This is a genomic window from Pseudoalteromonas sp. SaAl2 (assembly GCF_052947895.1).
Genome location: NZ_CM129605.1, coordinates 572,673 through 596,129, shown reverse-complemented (window position 1 = coordinate 596,129; position 23,457 = coordinate 572,673). Strand labels below are relative to the sequence as shown.

Below are 23,457 nucleotides of genomic sequence, written 5' to 3'. Positions count from 1 at the left end.
CTAACGAATACGCTTAATATTATAAACTCGGTCTAAATAGCTCACCTTTTGGGATAAGCGTAAAGGCAGCAACGGTGTTACCGATACACCGTTAAGTGACCCCGAGTAAAAACTGCCATCAGCATTGTTGTAACCTAACCCTTTTACGTCGTGGATCACGTATGGCTGGCCGTCTTGTTCACCCAAATACATCATTACATGACCAGGGATATAAATAAGATCACCTATTTTCATTTGCTGGGTTACACCAAGCTTTTGTTGCTCGGTGCTTTGTTTATCAAAACGGTTATTAGTGCCGTAATCACTACTACCTTGTTGCCCTGAATTACGAGGCATTAATAAACCAAAACTTTTATAAATTTCACCCACAAAACCGGTGCAATCACGGCCATTGTAGTCATGGCCCCAGCCATAACGTTCACCTAAAAATTTAAAACCTTGTTTGATCAAATTAGCTTCGGTGTAAGGTAAATACCCCATATTTACATCCGCAGATTTACTGATCATTGCGGGCTTTATTTCTAATTGCCCTTGCTCGTTTCGTGTCGGTAACTGCACAACATGACTTGCATAGGTATTTTGACCATTTAATAAATGCGGAACATCTTTTGCCGCCATTAAAGGTAAGCGCACTCCCATATCGAGCTGAACTTCTGAGCGAGAGTTATCATCTGGCACATATGCAGTGCTCACTTTAGCACCCGTCACTAATAAAAAGTCATCTTGTTTTTTGTACTCTCGAATCGTATTCGCATCACCAAAAGCAATATCTTCAGCTGGCGTCCAAGCCAAATAATTATAAGCGCGAACTAAAAGCCATTTTTTATCTGTACTTTGATGCAGCACAGCCACACTTTCACCAGGGAACATGCCACTTTCTTGAAAACGGTCGAGATCTTTATCTAAACCACTATTTAAAACACGATCCCATGTTGGAAAAGTACGTAATGCGGTGCGCTTTACCACCATACCAAAACGCACTTTATTCGTATTTTTTACTGCGTTTAGATTTAGGTTATCGGTATATTTAGCAAAATGCTTGGCACTCAGCTGACGACCATCGGTATAAAAACGCGGACTTTTAGGCACTGAACTCGCTTTTAAAATAGCCGCCTCTAAATCGTCTTTACTGAGTGTTTTTTGATAATCAAGCGGGTCTACAATGTAATCGTTATCGCTAATTAGCTTTTGGTTAAATGCTTGTATTTGCTCTGGTTGCATTAACACTTTGGCTGATATGTTTTGTTTAAGCCAATGCTGCGCACTCAGCTGTGACTGAGTAACGCCAATCACATCAGACTGCCAACCTTGGGCCTGTACAGGACTACAAAGAGCACAACTTAGAGCTATAGAAATGGCGATGATTGAACGACGCATATGTCCCCCTAGAATTTGTTGAATCACTAACAAATGAATTGACCTGTTAGTTTCGTTTTTACCATTGTTGTTATTTTTTATTCGCTAGTCTATTTATCTCCTATCTACCTGGCAACAAGCTGCGGTTTAAACAATGCAGATAGCTTGAACAAGTAATGAAAATTAAATTCTAAACCAAACGACATTAAAGGAATATTTTATTAAATCTAACACAAATTTACGGCTAAGCAAATTCATCTACTTAGCTGATTTTAACTATTTAGGATTTAGCTCCCCTAAATTACCCATGTAATCGTTTATGAAGTAGGTTTATATTGGATTGGCAAAATAAAAATATAAAGAGTCATTTTTAATCTCTGCTGCATTTATAGCAATGCTAGCCCACGCCAGATTTTATTCTTATACCAATTAAAAACTTTCCTCCTAGCTCTTAAAGTGAAACGCCTCTTAAGCTTATTGTTAATGATTAACTTAAATAGTAATAGAAAGTGGTGGGCGCAGGACATATCTTGTAAGAGTGAACCTGAGGCCGCTCGGTTGCTGGTTTAATCTTTAAAAAAGCGCAGGATAAACCAGAGCTTACTGCAAATTTCAGGCATAAAAAAACCGACTATCGTCGGCTGTTTTCTATTAACTTAAATAGTAATAGAAAGTGGTGGGCGCAGGACGTATCTTGTAAGAGTGAACCTGAGGTCGCTCGGTTGCTGGTTTAATCTTTAAAAAAGCGCAGGATAAACCAGAGCTTACTGCAAATTTCAGGCATAAAAAAACCGACTATCGTCGGCTGTTTTCTATTAACTTAAATAGTAATAGAAAGTGGTGGGCGCAGGAGGATTCGAACCTCCGACCGCCTGGTTCGTAGCCAGGTACTCTATCCAGCTGAGCTATGCGCCCACATTCTATTTTTTGATTTTAAGGTCTTATCTGACTTTTTACACCTATTTTATGGCATAAAAAAACCGACTTATGTCGGTTCTATTCTATTAACTTGACTAGTTAATAGAAAGTGGTGGGCGCAGGAGGATTCGAACCTCCGACCGCCTGGTTCGTAGCCAGGTACTCTATCCAGCTGAGCTATGCGCCCACATTCTATTTCGATTTTAAGGTCTTATCTGACCTGTTTGACTGCTAAATCAAATATTACTTATTTATACTTAAAATAAGAGCAAAAAGTGGTGGGCGCAGGAGGATTCGAACCTCCGACCGCCTGGTTCGTAGCCAGGTACTCTATCCAGCTGAGCTATGCGCCCACTTTTTGATTTCTTATTTATCCTCTAAGTAGAGTGTGCTTTTAAAAAGCAAGTAAAGGATGGTGGGCGCAGGAGGATTCGAACCTCCGACCGCCTGGTTCGTAGCCAGGTACTCTATCCAGCTGAGCTATGCGCCCATTCTTTACATTACAAGATACCATTTATAAAAATAAATGGCGGAGAAGGAGGGATTCGAACCCTCGATAGAGCTACAAACCCTATACTCCCTTAGCAGGGGAGCGCCTTCGGCCACTCGGCCACCTCTCCGTCTTGTGGGGCGTATAATAAAGATTTCAGAAAATATGTCAAACACTTTTCTTGTTAAAAGTAGCTGTTCGGTTAGAGAATACACATTAGTGTAAAAAAAAAGCGTTTTAAGCTTGATGATTAAGCAATTTAAGATTTTTTAATATCAGCCTCAACACCCAACAATGGAACAAGCTCATCACCTAGCTGTTCTAAATACTGATCTTGATAACCTAACTGTTGAAATTCGGCGATACACGCACGATAGTAGTTTTGTCTTTGCTGTTCATCAGTGAAGCTATCCAAAGAGCTTAGCTTTGGCTGTTTCTTATCTTTCATATCTAAATCCATTTATCTATAAAACACTTTAGGGTTAACTTATAAATCAAAGTACATACTTTACGCTGTATTTACACTTAATAACCTACCCGATATTTATATCTTTGTACTTTTTAATAAGATTACATCTAAATAATTATCTAATTTAATAAAAATCAGTTAATTACATCAGTAAAAAACTGATTATCAACTATGTTAGATTTAATACTACGAAATAGCGTACACACCTTGCAGATATGTCGCACAAAAAACGCCGCATTTAAGCGGCGTTTTCTACTATTTAATAAAAAGTAGTGTTAGTCAGCTTGTGGGCGCATATGCGGGAACAAGATAACATCTTTAATTGTTGATGAGTCAGTAAACAACATAACTAAGCGATCGATACCTATTCCCTCACCTGCTGTTGGTGGTAAACCATATTCTAGTGCGCGAATATAATCTTCATCGTAATGCATTGCTTCGTCATCACCGGCGTCTTTCTCTTCAACTTGGCGAGTAAAACGCTCTGCTTGATCTTGTGCATCATTAAGCTCAGAGAAACCATTAGCAAGCTCACGACCACCAACAAAGAATTCAAAGCGATCGGTAACAAATGGGTTTTCATCGTTACGACGTGCAAGTGGCGATACTTCCCACGGGTAGCCAGTGATAAATGTAGGTTGGATAAGCATGTGCTCAGCCGTCTCTTCAAATATCTCACATAAGAACTTACCAGGGCCCCACACACAGTTTTCAGGAATTTTAACGTGCACTTGTTTAGCGTAAGCTTTTAATTCTTCAAAATGATTTTCTGGGTCGTTAAATACAGCTGCATCAAAGTCTGGGTTATATTTTAAGATTGCATCCGCCATGCTTAAACGGGTGAACGGTTGACCAAAATCATACTCTACTGAGTCAATCACTTCACCGTTTTCATCTTTTGTTGTATTAACAACAATTGGGCTACCAAGTACGTTTGTTGCCACTGTACGTAACATGTCTTCGGTGATGTTCATCAAATCGATGTAATCAGCATATGCTTGATAGAACTCAATCATTGTGAATTCTGGGTTATGACGTGTTGATAACCCTTCGTTACGGAAGTTACGGTTAATTTCAAATACGCGGTCAAAACCACCGACCACTAAACGTTTTAAATAAAGCTCTGGGGCGATACGTAAATACATATCGATATCAAGGGCATTGTGGTGAGTCACAAATGGACGCGCCGTTGCGCCACCAGGAATAACCTGTAACATCGGCGTTTCTACTTCCATAAAATCACGATCAGCTAAGAAACGACGAATGCCTTCGACCACTTGTGAGCGAATGCGAAACGTTTCACGGGTCGCTTCGTTAGTGATCAAATCAACGTAACGTTGACGATACTTAGTTTCTTGATCCGATAGACCATGGAACTTTTCAGGAAGTGGGCGCAATGACTTAGTAAGCAATTGATACTCTGTCATTTCTACGTATAAATCGCCTTTACCTGATTTATTAAGTGCACCTTTAACACCGATGATGTCACCGATATCTAGTTGACCATATTTTGCTTTTAAGTCTTTTTGTACATCTTTAGATGCATACGCTTGTACGCGACCTTTCATGTCTTGAATAGCAAGGAAAGGACCGCGCTTAGCAAGAATACGTCCAGCAATAGATACAACATGCTGAAGCTCTACTAACTCTTCTTTCGATTTATCACCAAACTCAGCCTGCAAATCTGCCGTGTAATGCTCACGACGGAATTGGTTTGGATGACCGTTGGCTGGGCAATTTTCGCGAATAGCGTCTAATTTGCCACGACGCTCAGCGATTAACTTATTTTCGTCTTGGATTTGATCAGTCATTTTTTAGCTCTTTTTTAGCTTGGTGGTTATAAACCAGATTTTAGGCTGGCTTCAATAAATTTGTCTAAGTTACCGTCAAGTACCGATTGGGTATTACGGTTTTCAACGCCGGTACGCAAATCTTTAATACGCGCGTCATCAAGTACGTAGGAACGAATTTGACTCCCCCAACCAATATCAGATTTTGCATCTTCTTGGCTTTGTTTTTCAGCGTTTTGTTGTTGCAGTTCAAGCTCAAATAATTTTGCTTTTAGCTGCTTCATCGCTTGCGCTTTATTTTTATGCTGAGAACGCTCATTTTGACACTGCACTACCGTATTTGTTGGCACGTGGGTAATACGTACTGCAGATTCGGTGGTATTTACGTGCTGACCACCCGCGCCTGATGCACGGTATACGTCAATTCGTAAATCAGACGGGTTAATATCAATTTCAATATTATCGTCTATCTCTGGGTATACGAATGCTGAAGCAAAAGATGTGTGACGACGACCACTTGAATCAAAGGGGCTCTTACGTACTAGGCGATGCACGCCAGTTTCTGTGCGCAACCAACCATAAGCGTATTCACCAACGAAGCGTACAGTGGCGCCTTTAATACCAGCAACATCACCGTCAGTGGCTTCAACTAACTCAACTTTAAAGCCTTTCGCTTCGCCCCAGCGTAAATACATACGTAGTAGCATGTTACACCAGTCTTGTGCTTCGGTGCCGCCTGAGCCAGATTGTAAATCTAAGTAAGCATCGTTTGAATCGTGGGGGCCTGAGAACATACGACGGAACTCTAAACCTTCGAGCTGCTCGTTTAAGTCATCTAGCTCGCTTTGCGCCTCGTTAAAAGTCTCTTCGTCTTCAGCTTCTATAGCAAGTTCAAGTAAACCTTCAACATCGTCAGCACCGGCAACAAGATTATCAATTGTTTCAACAACGGCCTCTAATGCTGATTTTTCACGGCCAAGTGCTTGCGCACGTTCAGGCTCATTCCATACCGCTGAATCTTCAAGTTCGGCGTTAACTTCTTCTAGGCGCTCTTGTTTATGAGCGTAGTCAAAGGTACCCCCGAAGCAGCTCGGTACGTTCGCGAATTTCCTTGATTTGATTAATCACAGGATTCACTTCAAACATCTACGTTACTCCAAAATGGCTGATTTACACGGCAATTTGCCCTATAAATTTCTTTAAATAATAAAAACGCCCGATTTTAACAAAAAACCGCGCGTTTTATTAGTATTTTATACGCCCTAGTGTAATATTTTTTAAGGGCTCTTTTGCAGCTCACGGACAATTAATTGCAGACTAAATTTACCTCTAAATTCATTTATATCGAGCTGGTAAGCAACATCAACAAAACGTACTTCAGTGTCAGGCCAGGCTTTAACGTCAACGCCAAATGCAATCGCGTCTACCAAACGGCCAGATTGATGTTTAAGCACTAGTTTTAAATGCTTTTCACCAACAATACGCTGCTGCACAACTTCAAAGGTGTGCTCAAACACAGGCTCAGGAAATTGCTGCCCCCACGGCCCTGCTTGTTTAATTAACTGCGCAAAATCCATATTAAAACAATCACTGGGTAATTCGCCGTCGGTCAGAATAATGCACTGTTTATGCTCTTCGCTTAATTGTGCAGTAACCGCTTGCTCAAAAGCCTGTTTAAACTCACTAAAGTGTTGTTCATTAATACTCAACCCCGCAGCCATAGCATGACCGCCAAATTTACTAATTAAATGCGGGTGTAAGGTATTTAAACGCTCGAGTAGGTCACGCATGTGCAGCCCTTCAATCGAGCGACAAGAGCCCTTGACTTCTCCATTATCACCACCAGCGAATATAACGGTGGGCCTGTGATACTTTTCTTTTAAGCGCCCCGCTAAAATACCAATCACACCTTGATGCCAATCTTGCTGATATAAACAAATCGCATCTGGTACGGTATCGCTACTAAATGCTAGGCGGTCGAGTACTGCTTGTGCCTCAGCTTGCATACCCTGCTCTATCTCACGGCGTTCGTGATTTAAGCTATCGAGCTCGCCAGCGATGCGTCTTGCTTGATTTAAATCAGCTGATAACAAACAGGCTATGCCTAAACTCATATCGTCTAAGCGCCCTGCTGCGTTTAAACGTGGTGCTAATGAAAAACCAAAGTCACTGGCACTTAAGCGTGCAGCATTGCGATTTGCAACTTCAATTAATGCGATAATCCCTGGGCGAGTATTTCCACTGCGAATTCGTGCTAAGCCCTGATGAACCAAAAGTACGGTTATTCGCATCCAGCGCGACCACATCCGCCACTGTACCAAGCGCAACGATATCAAGCAATTCAGCTAAATTAGGTGGTTGTTGCTGTTCAAAGAGGCCTAAATCACGTAAGGCACTTCTCAGTGCAATCAGTAAATAAAACGCGACCCCAACACCTGCAATTGATTTAGATGGAAATTCACAGTCGTGGCGGTTTGGGTTAACGATAGCGTCAGCATTGGGTAGTTGCTCACCTTGCAAGTGGTGGTCAGTTACCAGCACTTTAATTCCTGCGGCTTTAACAATCTCAATACCTGCAATACATGAAATACCATTATCAACGGTGATCACTAAATCGGGCGCTATCGTGACTATTTGCTCAGCAAGCGCAGGGCTTAGTCCATACCCGAGGCTAAATCGATCAGGAATAAGGTAATCTAAATGAGCAAAGCCAAACATAGTCAAGCCATGCATTAATGTTGCGGTACTGGTTGCACCATCAGCATCAAAGTCGCCCACAATGAGTATTTTACTTTGCTTTTGCAGTGCATCTATCAATAACTCAGTGGCTTTATCAATATCTTTAAACAACCTAAAATCATGCAATGTGGCTGCGCTATTATTTAATTCATCGGCATGGCTTACTTGGCGAGTGGCGTAAATTTGCTTAATAACTGGGTGTAAATTATTGGGTAGGTGTGAGTCATCAACACATTGTCGAGCTTGAATTATTTTTTTCATGCAGCAGGCAATACTTTTAAGCTAGGAGTGCTAACAAAAAAAGGCCTAAAACGGCCTTTTTTAGACGTTTTATTCAATTATGAAGACTTATTCGCTTCAAGAGCAGCACTAAGTGCTGCCGCAGGTTGGTAACCTGGGATCATAGTACCATCTTCTAAAATAATGGCTGGTGTGCCACTAATACCAAAACTCTGACCTAACTGATAATGTTCAGCAACAGGTGCAGCACAACCTTGTATTACTTTAGTGTCAGCGCCTGCTTTGGCTTCAGTGAGTGCTTCTTGTTGATCTTTGGCGCACCATACATTCATTAAATCAGCGTAACCAGAGCCTTGTAAACCGCCACGTGGGAATGCTAAATACTTAACTGTAATACCCGCCTCGAGTAAATCGTCAAGCTCACGGTGTAATTTACGGCAATAACCACAGCTGATATCCGTAAAAACAGTAATACTGTGTTTTTCATTTGGCGCTTTGTAAACAATCATTGAGTTTTCGTATTCAGATAACCCCTCTTTACGAACACCGTTAAGAGCCTGTTCGGTTAAATTACTACGATTGTTTAAGTCAATTAAGGTGCCCTGCATTAAATATTGGCCATCTGCACTTGCGTACAATACACCTTTATCGGTAATTAACTCTTTCAATCCAGCCACAGGGCTTGGATTAATATGCTTTACAGTAACGCCTAGCTCAGCAAACTTAGTCACAATTGGGTCATTGGCATCAGGTACGGCTAATACACCATTTGCAAACGCACTTAAACTGGTGCCTAACATTGCACCGGCTAATACTAACTTTTTCATATTGTTCTCTTATATCCTGATAATTCATCTTTACTATGACCGCTAGTGTACTAAAAAAATTTCACTAAGCACGCGGATGATGTTGTTGATGTACCGATTTTAATCGTTCATTCGCAACATGGGTATAAATTTGTGTAGTCGATAAGTCGCTATGCCCTAACATCATTTGCACAACTCTAAGGTCTGCACCATGATTAAGTAAATGCGTTGCAAAAGCATGACGCAGCGTATGTGGTGATAAAGGCGACTCAACCGATGCCAAAATAGCATAGTGTTTGATCCGATGCCAAAAAGTTTGTCTCGTCATACCTACTCCGCGTTTAGAGGGAAACACAAAATCGGTGGCATGCTTGATCATTTGCCCGCGCCCTAATTTTAAAAACTGCTCAAGCCAATACATGGCTTCTTCGCCAAGTGGCACCAAACGCTCTTTATTGCCTTTGCCTTTAACAAACACAACAGACTGGCGCATGTTTATTTGCTCCATGCGTAAACCAACAAGCTCACTGACCCGCAAGCCCGTAGCATATAAGAGCTCTAACATGGCTTTATCGCGCAGCCCCATGGGTTCATCAACATTGGGGGCTGCAAGTAATGCTTCAACTTCATTTTCAGAAAGCGTTTTAGGTAGTGTTTGGCCCGCTTTTGGCTGAGCGATATTCACCATCGGCGATTCACTCATGTACTTCTCGCGTACTAAATATTGATAAAAGCGTTTTAACGCACTAATGCTACGCGCTGTGCTGCGTGGCTTTAAACCTAAATCAACCCGATGCGCTAAATAACTTTCAATGTCTAAGGCCGATACCGTGAGTAAATCTTGCCCCTCTAAAAATAAACAGAACTTATCTAGGTCACTTCGATATGCAGATAACGTGTTATCACTAACATGCTGCTCAAGATAAAGATTATCTAAAAACGACTCAAGATAGTCGCTATTGTTAATAAGCTCATCTTGGTGCTCTGTAAGTGGGCTTAATGATTCATTTTTTGCAAACTTAGTCACAGTTGTTCCATTTTAATCAAGGTATCAATTAGTAATACCTTACGGTAAACTTGAGCCTATCATATCAGGCAAACACACAGTGATAAATACGATGCAAATTGGTTTATTTTACGGCTCTACAACATGCTATACCGAAATAGCAGCAGAAAAAATCCGCGATATTATTGGGCAAGACATTGTCAGTTTACATAACATCAAAGATGAGCCTCTAAAAAATGCAGAGAATTACGACTTTATCATCTTTGGTATTTCAACGTGGGACTTTGGTGAGTTACAAGAGGATTGGGAATCAATCTGGGATGACATTAAAGACGTTAACCTAACCGGAAAAACCATCGCCTTATTTGGCATGGGCGACCAGCAAGGTTACGGCCAATGGTTTCAAGATGCGCTAGGTATGCTACATGATGAAATTAGCAGTCAAGAGTTTACTCAATTAGGCTTATGGCCTAACGATGCTAGCTACGAATTTGAAGCATCAAAAGCACTCACCACCGATGGTAAACATTTTGTCGGCCTTGCTCTTGACGAAGACAGTCAATATGAGCAAAGCGATGAGCGTATAGCCAATTGGGTTGAGCAAATTATGAACGAGTACAGTGAAAGCCTTTAATTAACAAAAGCTTATTCTTTCGTTGTTCACCGAAATTAAAAGCGATTTAAGTTGGTTATCAAACAACTCTCTTTTGTTTAGGGTCTAATGACCTTTACGGATTAAAATTTATTCAAACTAGGGGCGGTTTAATCACGGCGCGAGGTTTGTAACCTCGAGGGCTAAGTATAAATCGCTTCTAACGCCTTGATATTAACCCTCTGTGAAGCGCTGAATTCTGCATCTTGAGGTGGTTTGTGTAGACATATTCCCATCAACTCCTTTTACCTTGTTTAATACAAAAAATTACATTTTTATACACATTAATACTAAGTGATGAATTATGATTTATGCGTTCAAATAAATTAAAAGGATTTACCTATGTTCAAAAAAACAATTAGCTTGTTATTATTTCCTATAGCTTTTACTGGCTGTAATTCTGAAGACTTAGAAACCGCAAATTTTGGTTCTAGCTTTTACAAAAATGACTACACATTAGTAAATGCTACAGATCTAGAGATTGATTATCATATAGCTAATACACAGCTAGATGGAGATCCCCGTGATGTAGAGAAAAGCAAGTATTATATAGAAACACTTTCAACTGACTCAGAGCCCAAATCAGTCACTCATGAACACAACACAAATCGGGAAATCACCTTTTATATTCAAGATCATACTCACAAGACTAAACGAGTAAGAAAAACATACAAAGTGAAAAACGAACAAGATTATCACTTTATTGCTTGGCAAAATAATGAACGACTCAACTTAAGCATCATTCAAAATCAAAGTAAAAATAAAAGTAGCTTTTTCGCTATCCGATTTTTAGCGTCAACAGATATGCCAATTACAATTAATAGTAAAACCTTTAATCTCGAGCAAGGTGAAATAAGTAATTGGTATTATGTTGATGACTGTAATTCAGATATTGAATTTAATAATGAACCTTTGTCTATTTGTCATACATCATACGATAATTCATATACTCTTGTTCTAGACAAATCAGGGATTAAAGCAACGATCACAGAGTGAACGAGTAATTTTAATTTTCTATTTCATTTGTGACTTTAAATACTGCATCACCGACTCTTAAGTGGTTATATTGAGGCTGCTCTACGCTTATATCATTGGCGTTTATTAGACTTTTTAACCACTTAATTTGGTCTGGGTTATCCGTAGTCATGTAATACTGCTGCCATTTACTACCATTATGAGACCATAATTTAGCATTGGTGAAATCATTTGTTTCATCAATGAAAACATAATCTAACTGCTCATCGTTATTTAAATCAATAGCGACAAAATAAAATGAATGACTATGCAAAGGCGCCCAGTTACTAAAATGCATGCTATTGAATACAGCCTCAATCAATTCATCAGAAAACACCTCTTGTTCTGGCCAAAATACACTGTGGGCAATAAATTCAGAGAGGGTTGTAGACTTTTCTGCGGTTTTAAAATCAGTGTTTACATACATTCGATCGATAATAGCAGCTTGTTCCGGATGCGACTCTTGTATTTGCGCTTTCAAATCTTGCATTGCAAGATAACCTTGGCGCCCCAAGTTTGATGCAAAGTAATCATAATTAAACTCTTTAAGCGTGACTTTACCATCATTTAGACGCGCAATCTGACTATCACTCGCGATACTTTGAAAATTCAACAAAGGTGAATTTACCAGCAGCATACTTACCAGCACAATGAGCCCCATACCAATATTGACCTTGTTTTGAACCTCAAGCCACGCATCACGCTTTTTAATAATCCCAACTAAATAGCCAAACGAAAAACTCGCCAGTAAAAAGCATATTAAAATGGCCCAGCATCTAGCAACACTTAAGCCATATTGGTCAACACGTAACCACAGCCCATAAGCCGCAATTAAGCTATAAATAGGTAATAAACCAACACCTATAATAATCAACCTATGTAATACAACATTGTAAGGGCGCTGTAATGATGCCTGTTGATAAACCGTATTTATAAAAAGAGTGTTAATAGTTGCAGCCACAAAACTAACGAAGTACCACTGCCTGTTTGCCATAATTTTTCAAGCCCAGCAAAGGGTAAAGTCGCTAAAAAGCCCAAAGAAACAATGGTTAAAACAGGCAGTAAAAACTTAATTAGAACTTGCAGTAATGTTGCTATGCTTTGCTCTACATTTAACAGGCTTCTAAATACAATACTCGCAAAAGCAAACGCTAAGGTAATTGTAGGGATCCAAAACCATTCTTTTCTTAATAGCGTTATGAAAAATTCAATGTCCAACGCGTCAAATAAGGCTGCGCCTAAATTTAAAATGCCCCAGAAAATTAATACAAATAACCAACACTCTATAAATAAAAGAAAATTACGCCATGAAAGTTTAAACAACTGAGCATAATGAATCGCCTCTTTATCTATAAATTGCTGGATATACATTAAAGCTTTAAAGCTTGCTACCAAAGAGGTCATTACAAACGTAGCAGTTAGCCAATCATTATCAATAAACGCTAACGGGTAATGCTCAGATCCAATGTATGCGCCTAATAGTGACAGCAATAAGCAAAAAGGAAGCAAATAAATAAGCAGTTTTTTTATATTACCTTGCTCCACAGCGAGTAACGTCAGTAAAGGAAAACTGATTACAAATGTAGCTAAAGAGGTAAACCAAATAGGGTCTGAGGCGGGCCATGTTGCCCCTTCAAGACTGCGATATAACAGTGTTAAAGCAATCCCTTGTAACACTGCTAACAGTATCATGAGTGATTTAGGTAATTGATTATCCATATCTATTTACTCCGTGTCATTTTGGTCAGTGTGCGTTATTTGTACCTATTATTCAATAAAGCTTACATCTTTAAGTAAAAGTCCTTGCATAGGTTAACGAAATCATCACTGTATTGACCGCCTTCATTATGAATAATTAAGTGCTGAGGATTGCAATCAACCTCTTGATAGCCAAAGCACATTAAGCTGCGCGTTGCAGGCTTAGTTTTTTTAGTTTGCACTAAACAAAGATGTTGTAAATAAAGCCCTTGCGCAGTAGCTTCTGCTATAAATAATTGAGCTTCGCTGCTTGGTAAAATTAAGTTAAACAGTGCAGCATGATGCGTTAATCGTTTAAATGCACTAATTAACTGCGCAAAACTCAATCCATCAGTATGGCGTGCCGCGTTTCGTGCGGCATCATCCCCTTTTAAGCTATTATTAAAATAAGGCGGATTACTGATCGCCACATCAAATAGTGTATCGGCTTCAAATTCCTGAATACGTTGATGGTAAAGTGCAATATCGGGCCATGGGCTTTGGGTAATATTCTGCTTCGCTTGCTGATAAGCGGCCTCATCAATTTCGACGGCTGTTATGGCTAAGTCCACTGCTCGCTGTTTACACATCAAAGCCAACAACCCTGTGCCTGTGCCTATATCGAGCGCTCGTTGGCCGTTAGTTAATTTAGCCCACGCCCCCAATAAAATGCCATCAGTCGATACCTTCATAGCACATTGGTCATGCTCAACTTTAAATTGTTTAAACACAAAACCTGACATTTTTTCACCTTTTCGTTCACCAACCGCAGTATAGCGCGTATAATTAACGCTAATTGTCCTCTATTTTTGACACTCTATGCAATTTTCTGATTTTGATATCGATAACAAGTTACTAAACGCCGTCGCTAAAATGGGTTATGAGACCCCAACTAGTATTCAGCAACAAGCTATTCCTGAAGCACTGCAAGGGCGGGATATTTTAGCATCAGCACCTACAGGCACAGGTAAAACCGCTGCATTTTTAATTCCAGCAATTCAATATTTACTGGATTTCCCGCGCCGCGAACCGGGTTTTGCGCGAGTGTTAATTATGACCCCGACCCGTGAACTTGCGTATCAAATTCATGAACAATGTGAGTTACTTGCCAAACAAACCCATTTAAAAATAGGTGTGGTTACAGGTGGTATTAATTACGGCACGCATAAAGAAATTTTTGAAAAAAATAACGATATCTTAATCGCTACCCCTGGGCGATTAATGGAATACTTAGAAACTGAAAACTTTCATGCTGAAAATGTTGAGATGCTTATTTTAGACGAAGCAGACCGTATGTTAGATATGGGCTTTCGTAAAGAAATGCTGCGCATTTGTGATGAAGCTAAAAACCGTCGTCAGTGTTTTCTATTTTCAGCAACACTTGAAGGCGACAGCGTAGAGCAATTCGCAGAGCGTATTTTAAATGATCCGGCACTGCTTGAAGCAGAGTCGTCACGTAAAGAAAAAGCCAAAATTCATCAGTGGGTTCATTTAGCTGATGACTACCATCACAAGCTTGAGCTATTAGTTAATACCTTAAATGGCCCAGATGTCAGCAAAGCAATTGTGTTTGTTAAGACCCGTGAACGTCTCGAAACCCTCATTGGCGAATTGACTAACAATGGCGTAAAAGCGGCCTGGTTACGTGGCGAAATGCCACAAGACAAACGCATGAAAGCAATGGAAAACTTCCACAGTGGCCGTACCAAAATTTTGGTTGCAACAGATGTGGCTGCCCGCGGCATTGATGTAGCTGACATTAGCCATGTTATTAACTTTGATATGCCACGTACCGCCGATGTATATGTACATCGTATTGGTCGTACTGGTCGAGCGGGTAAAAAAGGCATCGCGATTTCATTAGTTGAAGCGCACGATGTGGCTGTTTTAGCTAAGGTGGAACGTTACACTGAACAAAAACTTAAACGCCGCGTAATAAAAGGCATTGAGCCACAGCATAAAGAAGCCAAAATGCCAGTCAAAAAACTAAAAGATCCAGCAAAAATTAAAGCCCGTAAAAAGGCGAAGGCAAAAGTTAAAAAGAAAAAATAACCACAATTAAAAAAGCCGAGCACTTACAAGCTCGGCTTTTTACTTTTATGGCTGTTATTGGCATGCACCTAAATCTTTCCATACCGCCCATGCTGATGAATTATCTGCTGGATTAGCACCTTGCGTCCACCATTTAGCTTGGTAACGAATACCGTTATATGCGACCTCATTACCTGCGGTATAAGCTGTGGTTGCATTCCACATAGGCAACCCACTACAAGCTGGAGGTGTGCTATCATCCGTTACTGTAACCGTTTTAACCAAACTATGGCTAAGCCCCTGCGCATCACTCACCGTTAAGGTTACATCATATGAACCTGAAACTTGATAAGTATGGCTCGGTGTTTTTGTATTAGCAGTCACACCATCACCAAAGTTCCAATTAGAAGCAGTTACCACCACATCATCCGTTGATAAATTACTAAAGCTAACAGTCAACCCATTTACACTATAATCAAAATTAGCCTTAGGTGCTTGATTGTCGTCTCCAGAATTATGACAATCACCTTGATATGACCATACATTCGAGAAAATTGCCGGATTTGCTCCAGTAGACCACCATGTGGCTTTATATTTCGCTTGTTCAAATTCAACTTGATCTGCAATCCGGTATGCTGTTGTCGCATCCCAACTTGCAAGACCATCACAACCATCTTCTGATGATGTAATTGTCACAGTTTGACTTCGTCGGCTTGTTTGTCCAATGGTATCTGTTACTTCTAAAATAACGCTGTAGTTACCATCAACAGCATATGTGTGCGTTGGATTTTCAACGGTTGATGAATTACCATCGCCAAAGCTCCAGCTATAACTGCTGATCCCTTTATCATCCGTAGAGGTATTATTAAAAGTAACCTGTTTATCATTTACGGTTGCACTAAAGCTTGCAACAGGCGCATTATCAACATCACTGCCACCACCACATTCTGATTGTGCTAAATAATCGTAAGCTGCTTTTGCTTTAACAATACCAAAGCCATATGACGTATCTCGTCCTGGCGTACCTCTATCTTCTGCGCTCGCATTTAACGCATCTCGAATTTGCTGGTTACTACAATTAGGGAAATGACTCCATACTAGCGCAGCCACACCCGATACGTGCGGTGTCGCCATTGAAGTACCACTAATGCTTTTATAGCCACCATTGTTCCAAGTCGAATTTGTACCGACGCCTGGGGCTGCTAGTTCAACTTGAGCATTATATTGAGAGAACGATGCTTTATTACCCGATTGATCAACCGCCGCCACCGATACTACCGAATCATAAGATGCCGGGTAGCTTAACGCACTATTGGCATCATTACCCGCCGCTGCAATATGCAACATACCTTGCGCATAGCTATTAGCAAAAGCTTGACGTTCAGCATTTGATGATTGCGAACCACCTAAACTCATACTGGTAACGCTTGCACCAGCCGATTGACATTGGCCAATTGCAGCAACGAGATCTGAGCCATATGCCCAATTACCTTGGTCATTAAATACTTTTACAATATGTAGCCCTAATTGACCTGAAGAATTAACACCAACAACACCTAAGCCATTACCACCAAGTGCTGCAATTGTTCCAGCTACATGTGTTCCGTGCCCATTACCATCATTGTACCAATTCCCTGTATTATTAGCTCCGTAACCATCACTTCCTGTTATGCCTGTATTAGGCAAGTCTGGGTGGCTAAGGGTGTAGCCTGTATCCATAATACATACTTTTTGGTTACCAGTGAGATCATCAGAGAGCTGTTGAGCCTGAACCATAGTAATGCCATAAGGTGTACTTTCAGCCATTAAGTAACGTTTAGGATCCACTTCAATAGTCGCCACTTCAGAGTTTTGTAATAACCGTTGTTTTTGTTCTGCTGTTAGCATAACGGCCATAGCATTTACGTCAGGCAAAGGTTGAATAACATCAATATTCACCTGTGTGGCAATGTTATTCATTAAACTACGTTTCATATCATTAACCTGTGCTTGACTACGGGCGAACGTAGTATGCATCGCAGTTGTTTGCTCAGATAAATGCACTATAAAACGCTCCGCTTCAACCTGCTCGGCCATCGCAGAGCCTGCAGCTGATAATAAAATAGCACTTGTTAATGCGGTTATTTTGAATCTTGGGGTCTTTGACACGCTCATTTTATATTCCTTGGATGTAAAAAATTCACGCTGTAAATTAACATTTAATTCACAACCCTTTTATAGAAACACGCAAAGACAACGCTGTCAACTTCATTGATACAAAAATATTACTATCCTATTAAACTTAGTTATTAGGCTGGTACAGGTTTAAGACTCAGGAAATACGCTTGTGTATGTTATGGAACAAATTCGCGGTGTTACTCAATTAAAGTGTCAATAAATGTTTTAACTTTTAGCCGCCGAACTCATCGTTCTATTGGACAAAGAGTTTTTTACTTATTCGAATGTAAAAAATACCCAAGTCATATTTAATTTTCACATGATAAAATTAAATATCTAATATTTTCATAAGGTTAATTATTGGAATGGTATTTGTAATTAGGAATATATCTTTAATTAAGCAAGCTTGAGGGAAATCATGAACCGCTTCAAATTAACCGTATCACTTATATCGCTTTGTTGTGTGTTTTTACTTGCCTGTGCAACGCAAGTCAGTGCAGCGCCAAGCAGTATTATGGTAAGTAGCGCTTCAACTCAACCTACTTTACAGCAGCTTACAGTTAACAAGTTGCTTAACAACCCAAATTTAAACCTCTCACAGTTAAACTTAACTGTAATAGGTAACAAAATTGAATTAAATGGTATTGCAAGCAACGGCTTTGAGCGTGCTCTTGCGCAAAAATTTATCGAGAACACCCAAGGTATAGAAATTATAGAAAATAAAATGTTCGTTGAGCTAGAAGAGTAAATACAGATTTAAAGCATTACACTCCCCTTGTTGAGCGCCATTGGCGCTCTTTTTTATACACGCCACTGCTTTTATTTGCCCAAGGCTTGTTTTGCAAAAAGTTGCTTTATCGGCCCTAAGTTATCAACCATGCTCAAACCAACACCGCGTATCAACTTTTTAACTGGGTGAGTGCCAGCAAATAACTCTTTTAAACCTTGCATCATAGCAATATGCTTTTGCGCATCGAGCTTGCGGGTGCGTTCGTAATCACGCAAGGTGCGATCACAGGCAAACTCTTTGTGCTGCTCACTCAGTAATTTAATCAAATAGCTCGCATCTTTAAGACCTAGATTCATACCTAATCCCGCGAGGGGATGAATAGTATGTGCAGCGTCGCCAATGAGCACCACTTTACCTGCAACCCATTGCTGAGCGTAGCGCATTTTAAGTGGAAATGCAGCACGCTGACTTTGTATCTCGCATAAACCATATTGACCATCAAGGGCCGCCATAACCGCTTTATTAAAATCAGCATCATCAATCGCTAGTAACGACTGACAGTGCTCAGGACTCGTTGACCAAACTATAGAATGTGTGTGCTTATCTACCAATGGTAAAAACGCTAATGGCCCGGTAGGCAGAAACACTTGGCGAGCAGTATTATTATGTGGCTCGGCAGTTTTTACCGTCGCAACAATCGCATTATGATCGTAATCTTTAAACGTAATAGGTAAATTAAACTGCTTTCGAACAGAAGAATTTGCGCCATCAGCGGCAACCAAAAGTTTGGCAATCACAGGCTCACCAGACTCAAGGGTAATAAATACATCGTTTTCACTTTGGTGGATTTGTTGATAACGCGTTTCAAACATCAGGGTCGCTTGACTGTGCTTTTCAAGCTCATTTATTAATGCATAACGAATAATGTCGTTTTCAACAATATGGCCTAATTGGGGTAAATCTAGTTCATCACTGTTAAACGCTATTTTACCAAAACTATCTTGATCGCGTACATCCATGTGAGTATAAGCACATGCTCGTTGTGCCATAATTTCGGGCCACACATTAAGCGACTCAAATAATGCTTGGCTAGCAAGGCTCAAGGCACTCACTCGTAAACCGTAGTCATCACCAGGTAATGCCTGTTTGGCTGCAGCGTCAATAACCACTACGCTGATATTTGCTTTTACTAAACCAAGAGCAAGTGTGAGCCCCACACAACCGCCACCAACTACACATACTTGTGCTTGTTTCATAGTCGTTTACCTTGCTTTACTTGCCCCATCAATTGTTTTGCTAACGGAGCTTTTAATGAAGAACATAAGTCCATTGTGAACAAACCGCAACTGCGGCTAAATGCTAATATGCGAGATGAATTAGAAAAGAGCCTAACCAAGCTATCAGTTAGGGTCATTACGGTATTAATATCTTGACTACGCTGCTGCGCATATTGGCGCAAAAATGCATAACTCCCAATCTCATGCTCTCCTTTTATTAAGTCACATAGTACTTGTACATCACGCAAACCTAAATTAAAGCCCTGCCCTGCGATAGGGTGAATGGCATGCCCTGCGTTGCCTATTAATAGGGTGCGATGACTATGCAGCGAATCTGCACGGCCATAAACGAGTGGGTAACTGGCGCGTACACCTGCTTTAACAAATTGCCCGGCGCGATAACCAAACTCACTTTGTAGCGCCATAATAAATGCATCATCATCAAGCGCCATATGCTGCTTAATTTGCTCAGGCTCCATACACCATACTAATGAGTAACGGTTCTTGCTCATAGGTAGTAGTGCTATAGGTCCGTGCTCTGTGAAACGTTCAAATGCATGGTGATGATGACCACCCGCCACTTCAATGTTCGCAATAATCGCACCTTGTGAATAAGGCTCGGTTGTAAAGTTAATATTGACTAACTGTCGCGTTGGGGACTTTGCGCCATCAGCAATGATCACAAGTTTTGCGTTTAGCTCAGCCCCCGACTCAAGTGTTAGCTGTGCAGAATCTACTTGGTAATCCAAACTTGTAATGGTGTCAGGACAAAATACTTTAACCGCGGTATTCATTAATTGATTATGTAAAGACCGGCCAAATGGATTAACTTCAACAACATAACCTAACGCATTTTGGCCAAACTCATCACAATCAATATGTGTTTTGCCAAAATGGCCACGATCAGACACACTCACATGTTTTATCGCAGCGGTAAAATCCCCCTGTGGATCAAATATTTTGTTTGCTTGTAAAAACTGTACAGATTGCTGTGCAAGAGCAATACTGCGATCATCAAAACTAGGATGATAATCATCACTGGGTTGATTTGCTTCAACAACCGCGATAGATAAATCTGGTGCGCCACTGGCAAGACTTAACGCACAACTCGCCCCCGCTAAGCCGCCACCGATTATTACAACATCAAACGGTTCTGCCACGCTTTACTCCTAGGGTTTAGTTAGCCTTTAGGCTCATAAGCGCTTCAATTTCACTGATACTTTTAGGCACACTTTGAGTCAAGTTTTCATAACCTTGCTCTGTAACTAACAGGTTATCTTCAATACGAATACCAATACCTTTAAATTGCTCTGGTGCTTTAGCGTCAAGGCTAATGTAGAGCCCAGGTTCAATGGTAAGTACCATGCCAGGTTCAAATGAGCGTTCTTTTTCATCTTGCTTGTAGTCACCAACATCGTGCACATCTAAACCAAGCCAATGACCAAGGCCGTGCATATAAAATGCCTTGCACGCTTGGCTAGCCAAAAGCTCGTGTAATTCACCTTGCAGGATACCTAAATCAATTAAGCCTTGAGTAAGTACGGTCATTGCGCGTTTATTTGCTTTTTGAAAGGCAACCACCTGGTTTAACTTCAATGAATGCAGCTTCTTGGGCAGCTAATACGATATTATAGAGTTGAGCCTGAGGCTCACTGAATTGACCATTTACAGGAAAGGTACGCGTTATATCCGCAGCATAGCCTTGTAGCTCACAACCCGAATCAATAAGCACTAAATCACCATCGTTTAACGCATCACAATTATCGGTATAGTGTAAAATATTAGCATTATCGCCTCCACCAACAATGGTGCCATAAGCAGGATGACGCGCACCGTGCATTGCATAGTGATGATGAAGCTCAGCTTCAAGTTGATATTCAGTAGCACCTGGTTTAGCAAATTGCATCGCTCGAATATGCCCTTGGGCACTAATTTCACATGCTTTGCGCATAATATTCACCTCTGCAGGTGATTTAAATAAACGCATTTCATGGATCAAAGCGCTGATATCTTTAATCGTTGTGGGTGCTTTTAATGTACGGTTACTTCGCAGTGTGCCTAATAATGACCACACTTTATCATCAAACTTTGGATAACTACCTTGTGCATAAAATAAAATCTGCTGGCCGTTCACCAAATTCAATAATTGTTCAGTTAGCTCACTGAGCGCACAGGTTTGGTCGAATAAGTAATCTTTTTTCGCTTTTTCAAAACCAATTCGACGACCATGCCAAATCTCAGCAAGTTTATCCTTGTTCAAACAAAACAGTGTGCTTGGCTTCTCACTGTGGGTAGACAACACTAATACCGCGTCTGGTTCATTGAACCCTGTTAAGTAATAAAAGTCGCTATCTTGGCGAAAAGCATAATCTGTATCGCGACTGCGAGTGACTTCGCTAGCAGCTGGGATAATTGCGACACTATTTGGCCCCATAAGCGAAAGCAAGTGTTCTCGACGCGCTTTAAATTCGGCTTTATCAATACACACTGTTGGCATGTTCAACTCTATCTTTGTTATTTAATGAAGTGTTTTTTAGTTTCACTAACTTGCTCTTTGCCAAGCTCAGCGAAACATAACAATGCTGAAACTCGAACGTACTCAACCACTTCATGAAACGCTTGAGCGTCCTCTTCGGTTTCATCAAACATGGTGTCTAGACGCGTGATCTCACTAAAGTCACTAATCACTTCTTTCACGTCTGCTGACAATTTACCGTAATCTTTCTGCTTTAATCCAAAACCTAGCATAAAGCCGGCTACCCAAGACACTAAACCATTCGCTTGATCTATTAAGGTTTCATCATCGCTTGGTAAAAATAAGTCAAACTGAAACTCTTCACCACTAAAGCTTTCAACAACCTGCTTATAAATAGTGGCAAAAAAGGTTTTTAGATCATTGCTGAATGCTTGACCATCATTAAACACATCGCTTAATAACGCTAAATAATCTTTGGCTTCAATGTTCAAACCACACGCAAGTAAACCGCTGATCACGCCGTGGGCTTCTGCTGGGGAAACAAAAATTTGGTTTTTTTCCAATAGGAGTTGGGCTTGTTGGTAATCTGGTAATTCGCTCATGATTTTTTCTTCACAGTGGTATTTAACTCAATGCTACCACTCGATAAATAGCAACTCCAATTAATTGTATGATTGAGGTCAAAAAGCAAGCCAAAAAGTAAATAGCCAGTTACCAACGTTGAAAAACCAAGCAAGTGATATAAGTTTTTTCATTTTGGGGGTGTAAGGTTTGGTTTATGTCTTATATACTGGACGTGTTCCCTAGGTTGTTGGAGCTTGGTTAAGTCCCTGAGCCGATAAATTTTATGTTAGGGTTTCTGTTCGTCTACTATTGTGCAAGCTCGGCATGTACCGAGAAGCCTACGGTAAACCGCAGATCCCCGCCCTGAGACCTTATGGTTTCAGGACTAATACCGAGTACCGCATACTTGGGGAACACTTTCTTTACTCTAGCTAGTTATAATCACATTCGGGATTTTTAACGCTTTTTATTTAATTATAAAATCATTACATTAATTTATAATTTTTCCGTATACACCTGCATCACAAAATGTACCTTGTTTATAAATAGCTTTTTTAAGCAGACCTTCATGCTCAAAGCCTGATTTTTCAAGTACCTTGATTGATTGCGTATTCCCAGCAAACACAACAGCATGTAACCTAACTATATCAGTATTTAGCTGCACCTCATTAAACAGTGCCCTTAGTGCCTTAACGGCTATCCCTTTCCCCCAAAATTCTTTTGCTAGCCAATAACCAATCTCTGCTGATTTAGCGTATTCAAACTGTCCAGGTAGAGCGCCAATAGAGCCAGCTAATTGGCCATTCACCTCAATAGCACGGGTTATACCTACTTTACTACCCTCTTCAACCCACCAGCGGGCATCGTCAATAGTGTAAGGGGACGGTATTTTAGGGGATAAAAACCGTTTTACATCGGGGTTATTTAAGTAGTTGACGAGTAAAGCTTTATCTTCTTGTTTGAAATTTCTTAAACGTAACATTGTATTCTTTATATTGGGTGAAA

18 protein-coding genes, 5 tRNA genes, 1 other RNA gene and 2 pseudogenes are annotated in these 23,457 nt (G+C 40.4%); 5 read left to right on the top strand and 21 right to left on the bottom strand.

Annotation, left to right across the window (positions count from 1 at the left end; genetic code table 11):
• The 12 genes and pseudogenes from ACU8V8_RS02840 to xerD all read right to left on the bottom strand — a co-directional run bounded on the left by ACU8V8_RS02840 (position 1) and on the right by xerD (position 9,775).
• The gene (locus ACU8V8_RS02840) at positions 1-1,377 is read right to left on the bottom strand and encodes an NlpC/P60 family protein (protein WP_446888772.1); all 1,377 of its coding nucleotides are present in this window, start codon (positions 1,375-1,377) and stop codon (positions 1-3) included.
• A gap of 817 nt (positions 1,378-2,194) precedes the next feature.
• A tRNA-Arg gene (locus tag ACU8V8_RS02835) sits at positions 2,195-2,271 on the bottom strand.
• 113 nt (positions 2,272-2,384) lie between these two features.
• A tRNA-Arg gene (locus ACU8V8_RS02830) sits at positions 2,385-2,461 on the bottom strand.
• Positions 2,462-2,550: 89 nt separating this feature from the next.
• A tRNA-Arg gene (locus ACU8V8_RS02825) sits at positions 2,551-2,627 on the bottom strand.
• Between the two features lie 60 nt (positions 2,628-2,687).
• Positions 2,688-2,764, bottom strand: a tRNA-Arg gene (locus ACU8V8_RS02820).
• 37 nt (positions 2,765-2,801) lie between these two features.
• Positions 2,802-2,894: transfer RNA gene (locus tag ACU8V8_RS02815), tRNA-Ser, on the bottom strand.
• 129 nt (positions 2,895-3,023) lie between these two features.
• Positions 3,024-3,212, bottom strand: a complete 189-nt coding sequence (locus ACU8V8_RS02810) for a hypothetical protein (RefSeq protein ID WP_087532944.1) — start codon at positions 3,210-3,212, stop codon at positions 3,024-3,026.
• A 296-nt stretch (positions 3,213-3,508) separates the two neighbouring features.
• Positions 3,509-5,044: a lysine--tRNA ligase gene (gene lysS, locus ACU8V8_RS02805; protein ID WP_446888771.1), complete on the bottom strand. Its 1,536-nt coding sequence runs from the start codon at positions 5,042-5,044 to the stop codon at positions 3,509-3,511.
• Positions 5,045-5,070: 26 nt separating this feature from the next.
• Positions 5,071-6,169, bottom strand: a protein-coding gene (gene prfB, locus ACU8V8_RS02800; protein ID WP_135473160.1) for a peptide chain release factor 2 whose coding sequence is annotated in 2 segments (ribosomal slippage) — positions 5,071-6,093 and positions 6,095-6,169 — 1,098 coding nt in all. Because the reading frame shifts where the segments join, the coding sequence is not laid out codon by codon here.
• Positions 6,170-6,300: 131 nt separating this feature from the next.
• Positions 6,301-8,023, bottom strand: a pseudogene (gene recJ, locus ACU8V8_RS02795) (single-stranded-DNA-specific exonuclease RecJ).
• 77 nt (positions 8,024-8,100) lie between these two features.
• On the bottom strand, positions 8,101-8,829 hold the full coding sequence (dsbC, locus tag ACU8V8_RS02790) for a bifunctional protein-disulfide isomerase/oxidoreductase DsbC (RefSeq protein WP_087532919.1): 729 nt from the start codon (positions 8,827-8,829) through the stop codon (positions 8,101-8,103).
• A gap of 64 nt (positions 8,830-8,893) precedes the next feature.
• A complete protein-coding gene (xerD, locus tag ACU8V8_RS02785) occupies positions 8,894-9,775 on the bottom strand; it encodes a site-specific tyrosine recombinase XerD (RefSeq protein WP_087532943.1) in 882 nt (293 codons plus the stop codon).
• Between the two features lie 151 nt (positions 9,776-9,926).
• Between xerD and fldB the strand changes: the two genes are divergently transcribed.
• A complete protein-coding gene (gene fldB, locus ACU8V8_RS02780) occupies positions 9,927-10,448 on the top strand; it encodes a flavodoxin FldB (RefSeq protein WP_446889568.1) in 522 nt (173 codons plus the stop codon).
• Between the two features lie 360 nt (positions 10,449-10,808).
• The gene (locus ACU8V8_RS02775) at positions 10,809-11,462 is read left to right on the top strand and encodes a hypothetical protein (RefSeq protein WP_446888770.1); all 654 of its coding nucleotides are present in this window, start codon (positions 10,809-10,811) and stop codon (positions 11,460-11,462) included.
• Between the two features lie 10 nt (positions 11,463-11,472).
• On the opposite strand, the gene ACU8V8_RS02770 is transcribed toward ACU8V8_RS02775, so the two are convergent.
• The 3 genes from ACU8V8_RS02770 to ACU8V8_RS02760 form a co-directional block, all read right to left on the bottom strand.
• Positions 11,473-12,474 carry a DUF4153 domain-containing protein gene (locus ACU8V8_RS02770; RefSeq protein ID WP_446888769.1) on the bottom strand — a complete coding sequence of 334 codons (1,002 nt, stop codon included), beginning with the start codon at positions 12,472-12,474 and terminating at the stop codon, positions 11,473-11,475.
• Complete coding sequence (locus tag ACU8V8_RS02765; protein WP_446888768.1) at positions 12,411-13,199, bottom strand: hypothetical protein; 789 nt, start codon at positions 13,197-13,199, stop codon at positions 12,411-12,413. The genes ACU8V8_RS02770 and ACU8V8_RS02765 overlap by 64 nt, the downstream gene beginning before the upstream one ends.
• A gap of 62 nt (positions 13,200-13,261) precedes the next feature.
• Positions 13,262-13,960 (bottom strand): tRNA1(Val) (adenine(37)-N6)-methyltransferase, encoded by a 699-nt coding sequence (locus ACU8V8_RS02760; RefSeq protein ID WP_446888767.1) that lies wholly within the window; start codon positions 13,958-13,960, stop codon positions 13,262-13,264.
• A gap of 76 nt (positions 13,961-14,036) precedes the next feature.
• Between ACU8V8_RS02760 and srmB the strand changes: the two genes are divergently transcribed.
• Positions 14,037-15,269: an ATP-dependent RNA helicase SrmB gene (gene srmB / locus ACU8V8_RS02755; protein WP_087532914.1), complete on the top strand. Its 1,233-nt coding sequence runs from the start codon at positions 14,037-14,039 to the stop codon at positions 15,267-15,269.
• A gap of 54 nt (positions 15,270-15,323) precedes the next feature.
• On the opposite strand, the gene ACU8V8_RS02750 is transcribed toward srmB, so the two are convergent.
• Positions 15,324-17,402, bottom strand: coding sequence for a S8 family serine peptidase (locus ACU8V8_RS02750; protein WP_446888766.1), 2,079 nt, complete (start codon positions 17,400-17,402; stop codon positions 15,324-15,326).
• 421 nt (positions 17,403-17,823) lie between these two features.
• Here ACU8V8_RS02750 and ACU8V8_RS02745 point away from each other — a divergent pair, with 421 nt between their 5' ends.
• Positions 17,824-18,153: a BON domain-containing protein gene (locus ACU8V8_RS02745; RefSeq protein WP_446888765.1), complete on the top strand. Its 330-nt coding sequence runs from the start codon at positions 17,824-17,826 to the stop codon at positions 18,151-18,153.
• A gap of 71 nt (positions 18,154-18,224) precedes the next feature.
• Here ACU8V8_RS02745 and ACU8V8_RS02740 read toward each other — a convergent pair whose 3' ends face one another.
• The 4 genes and pseudogenes from ACU8V8_RS02740 to ACU8V8_RS02725 all read right to left on the bottom strand — a co-directional run bounded on the left by ACU8V8_RS02740 (position 18,225) and on the right by ACU8V8_RS02725 (position 22,490).
• A complete protein-coding gene (locus tag ACU8V8_RS02740; protein WP_446888764.1) occupies positions 18,225-19,391 on the bottom strand; it encodes an FAD-dependent monooxygenase in 1,167 nt (388 codons plus the stop codon).
• Positions 19,388-20,572 (bottom strand): 2-octaprenyl-6-methoxyphenyl hydroxylase, encoded by a 1,185-nt coding sequence (gene ubiH, locus ACU8V8_RS02735; protein WP_446888763.1) that lies wholly within the window; start codon positions 20,570-20,572, stop codon positions 19,388-19,390. The genes ACU8V8_RS02740 and ubiH overlap by 4 nt, the downstream gene beginning before the upstream one ends.
• A 16-nt stretch (positions 20,573-20,588) precedes the next feature.
• Positions 20,589-21,909: pseudogene (pepP, locus tag ACU8V8_RS02730) on the bottom strand (Xaa-Pro aminopeptidase).
• Positions 21,910-21,926: 17 nt separating this feature from the next.
• Entirely contained in the window at positions 21,927-22,490 is a 564-nt protein-coding gene (locus ACU8V8_RS02725) for a UPF0149 family protein (RefSeq protein ID WP_446888762.1), read from the bottom strand.
• 195 nt (positions 22,491-22,685) lie between these two features.
• Between ACU8V8_RS02725 and ssrS the strand changes: the two genes are divergently transcribed.
• Positions 22,686-22,869: non-coding RNA, 6S RNA (gene ssrS / locus ACU8V8_RS02720), on the top strand.
• Positions 22,870-22,942: 73 nt separating this feature from the next.
• On the opposite strand, the gene ACU8V8_RS02715 is transcribed toward ssrS, so the two are convergent.
• On the bottom strand, positions 22,943-23,434 hold the full coding sequence (locus tag ACU8V8_RS02715) for a GNAT family N-acetyltransferase (protein WP_446888761.1): 492 nt from the start codon (positions 23,432-23,434) through the stop codon (positions 22,943-22,945).
• Positions 23,435-23,457: the final 23 nt, after the last annotated feature.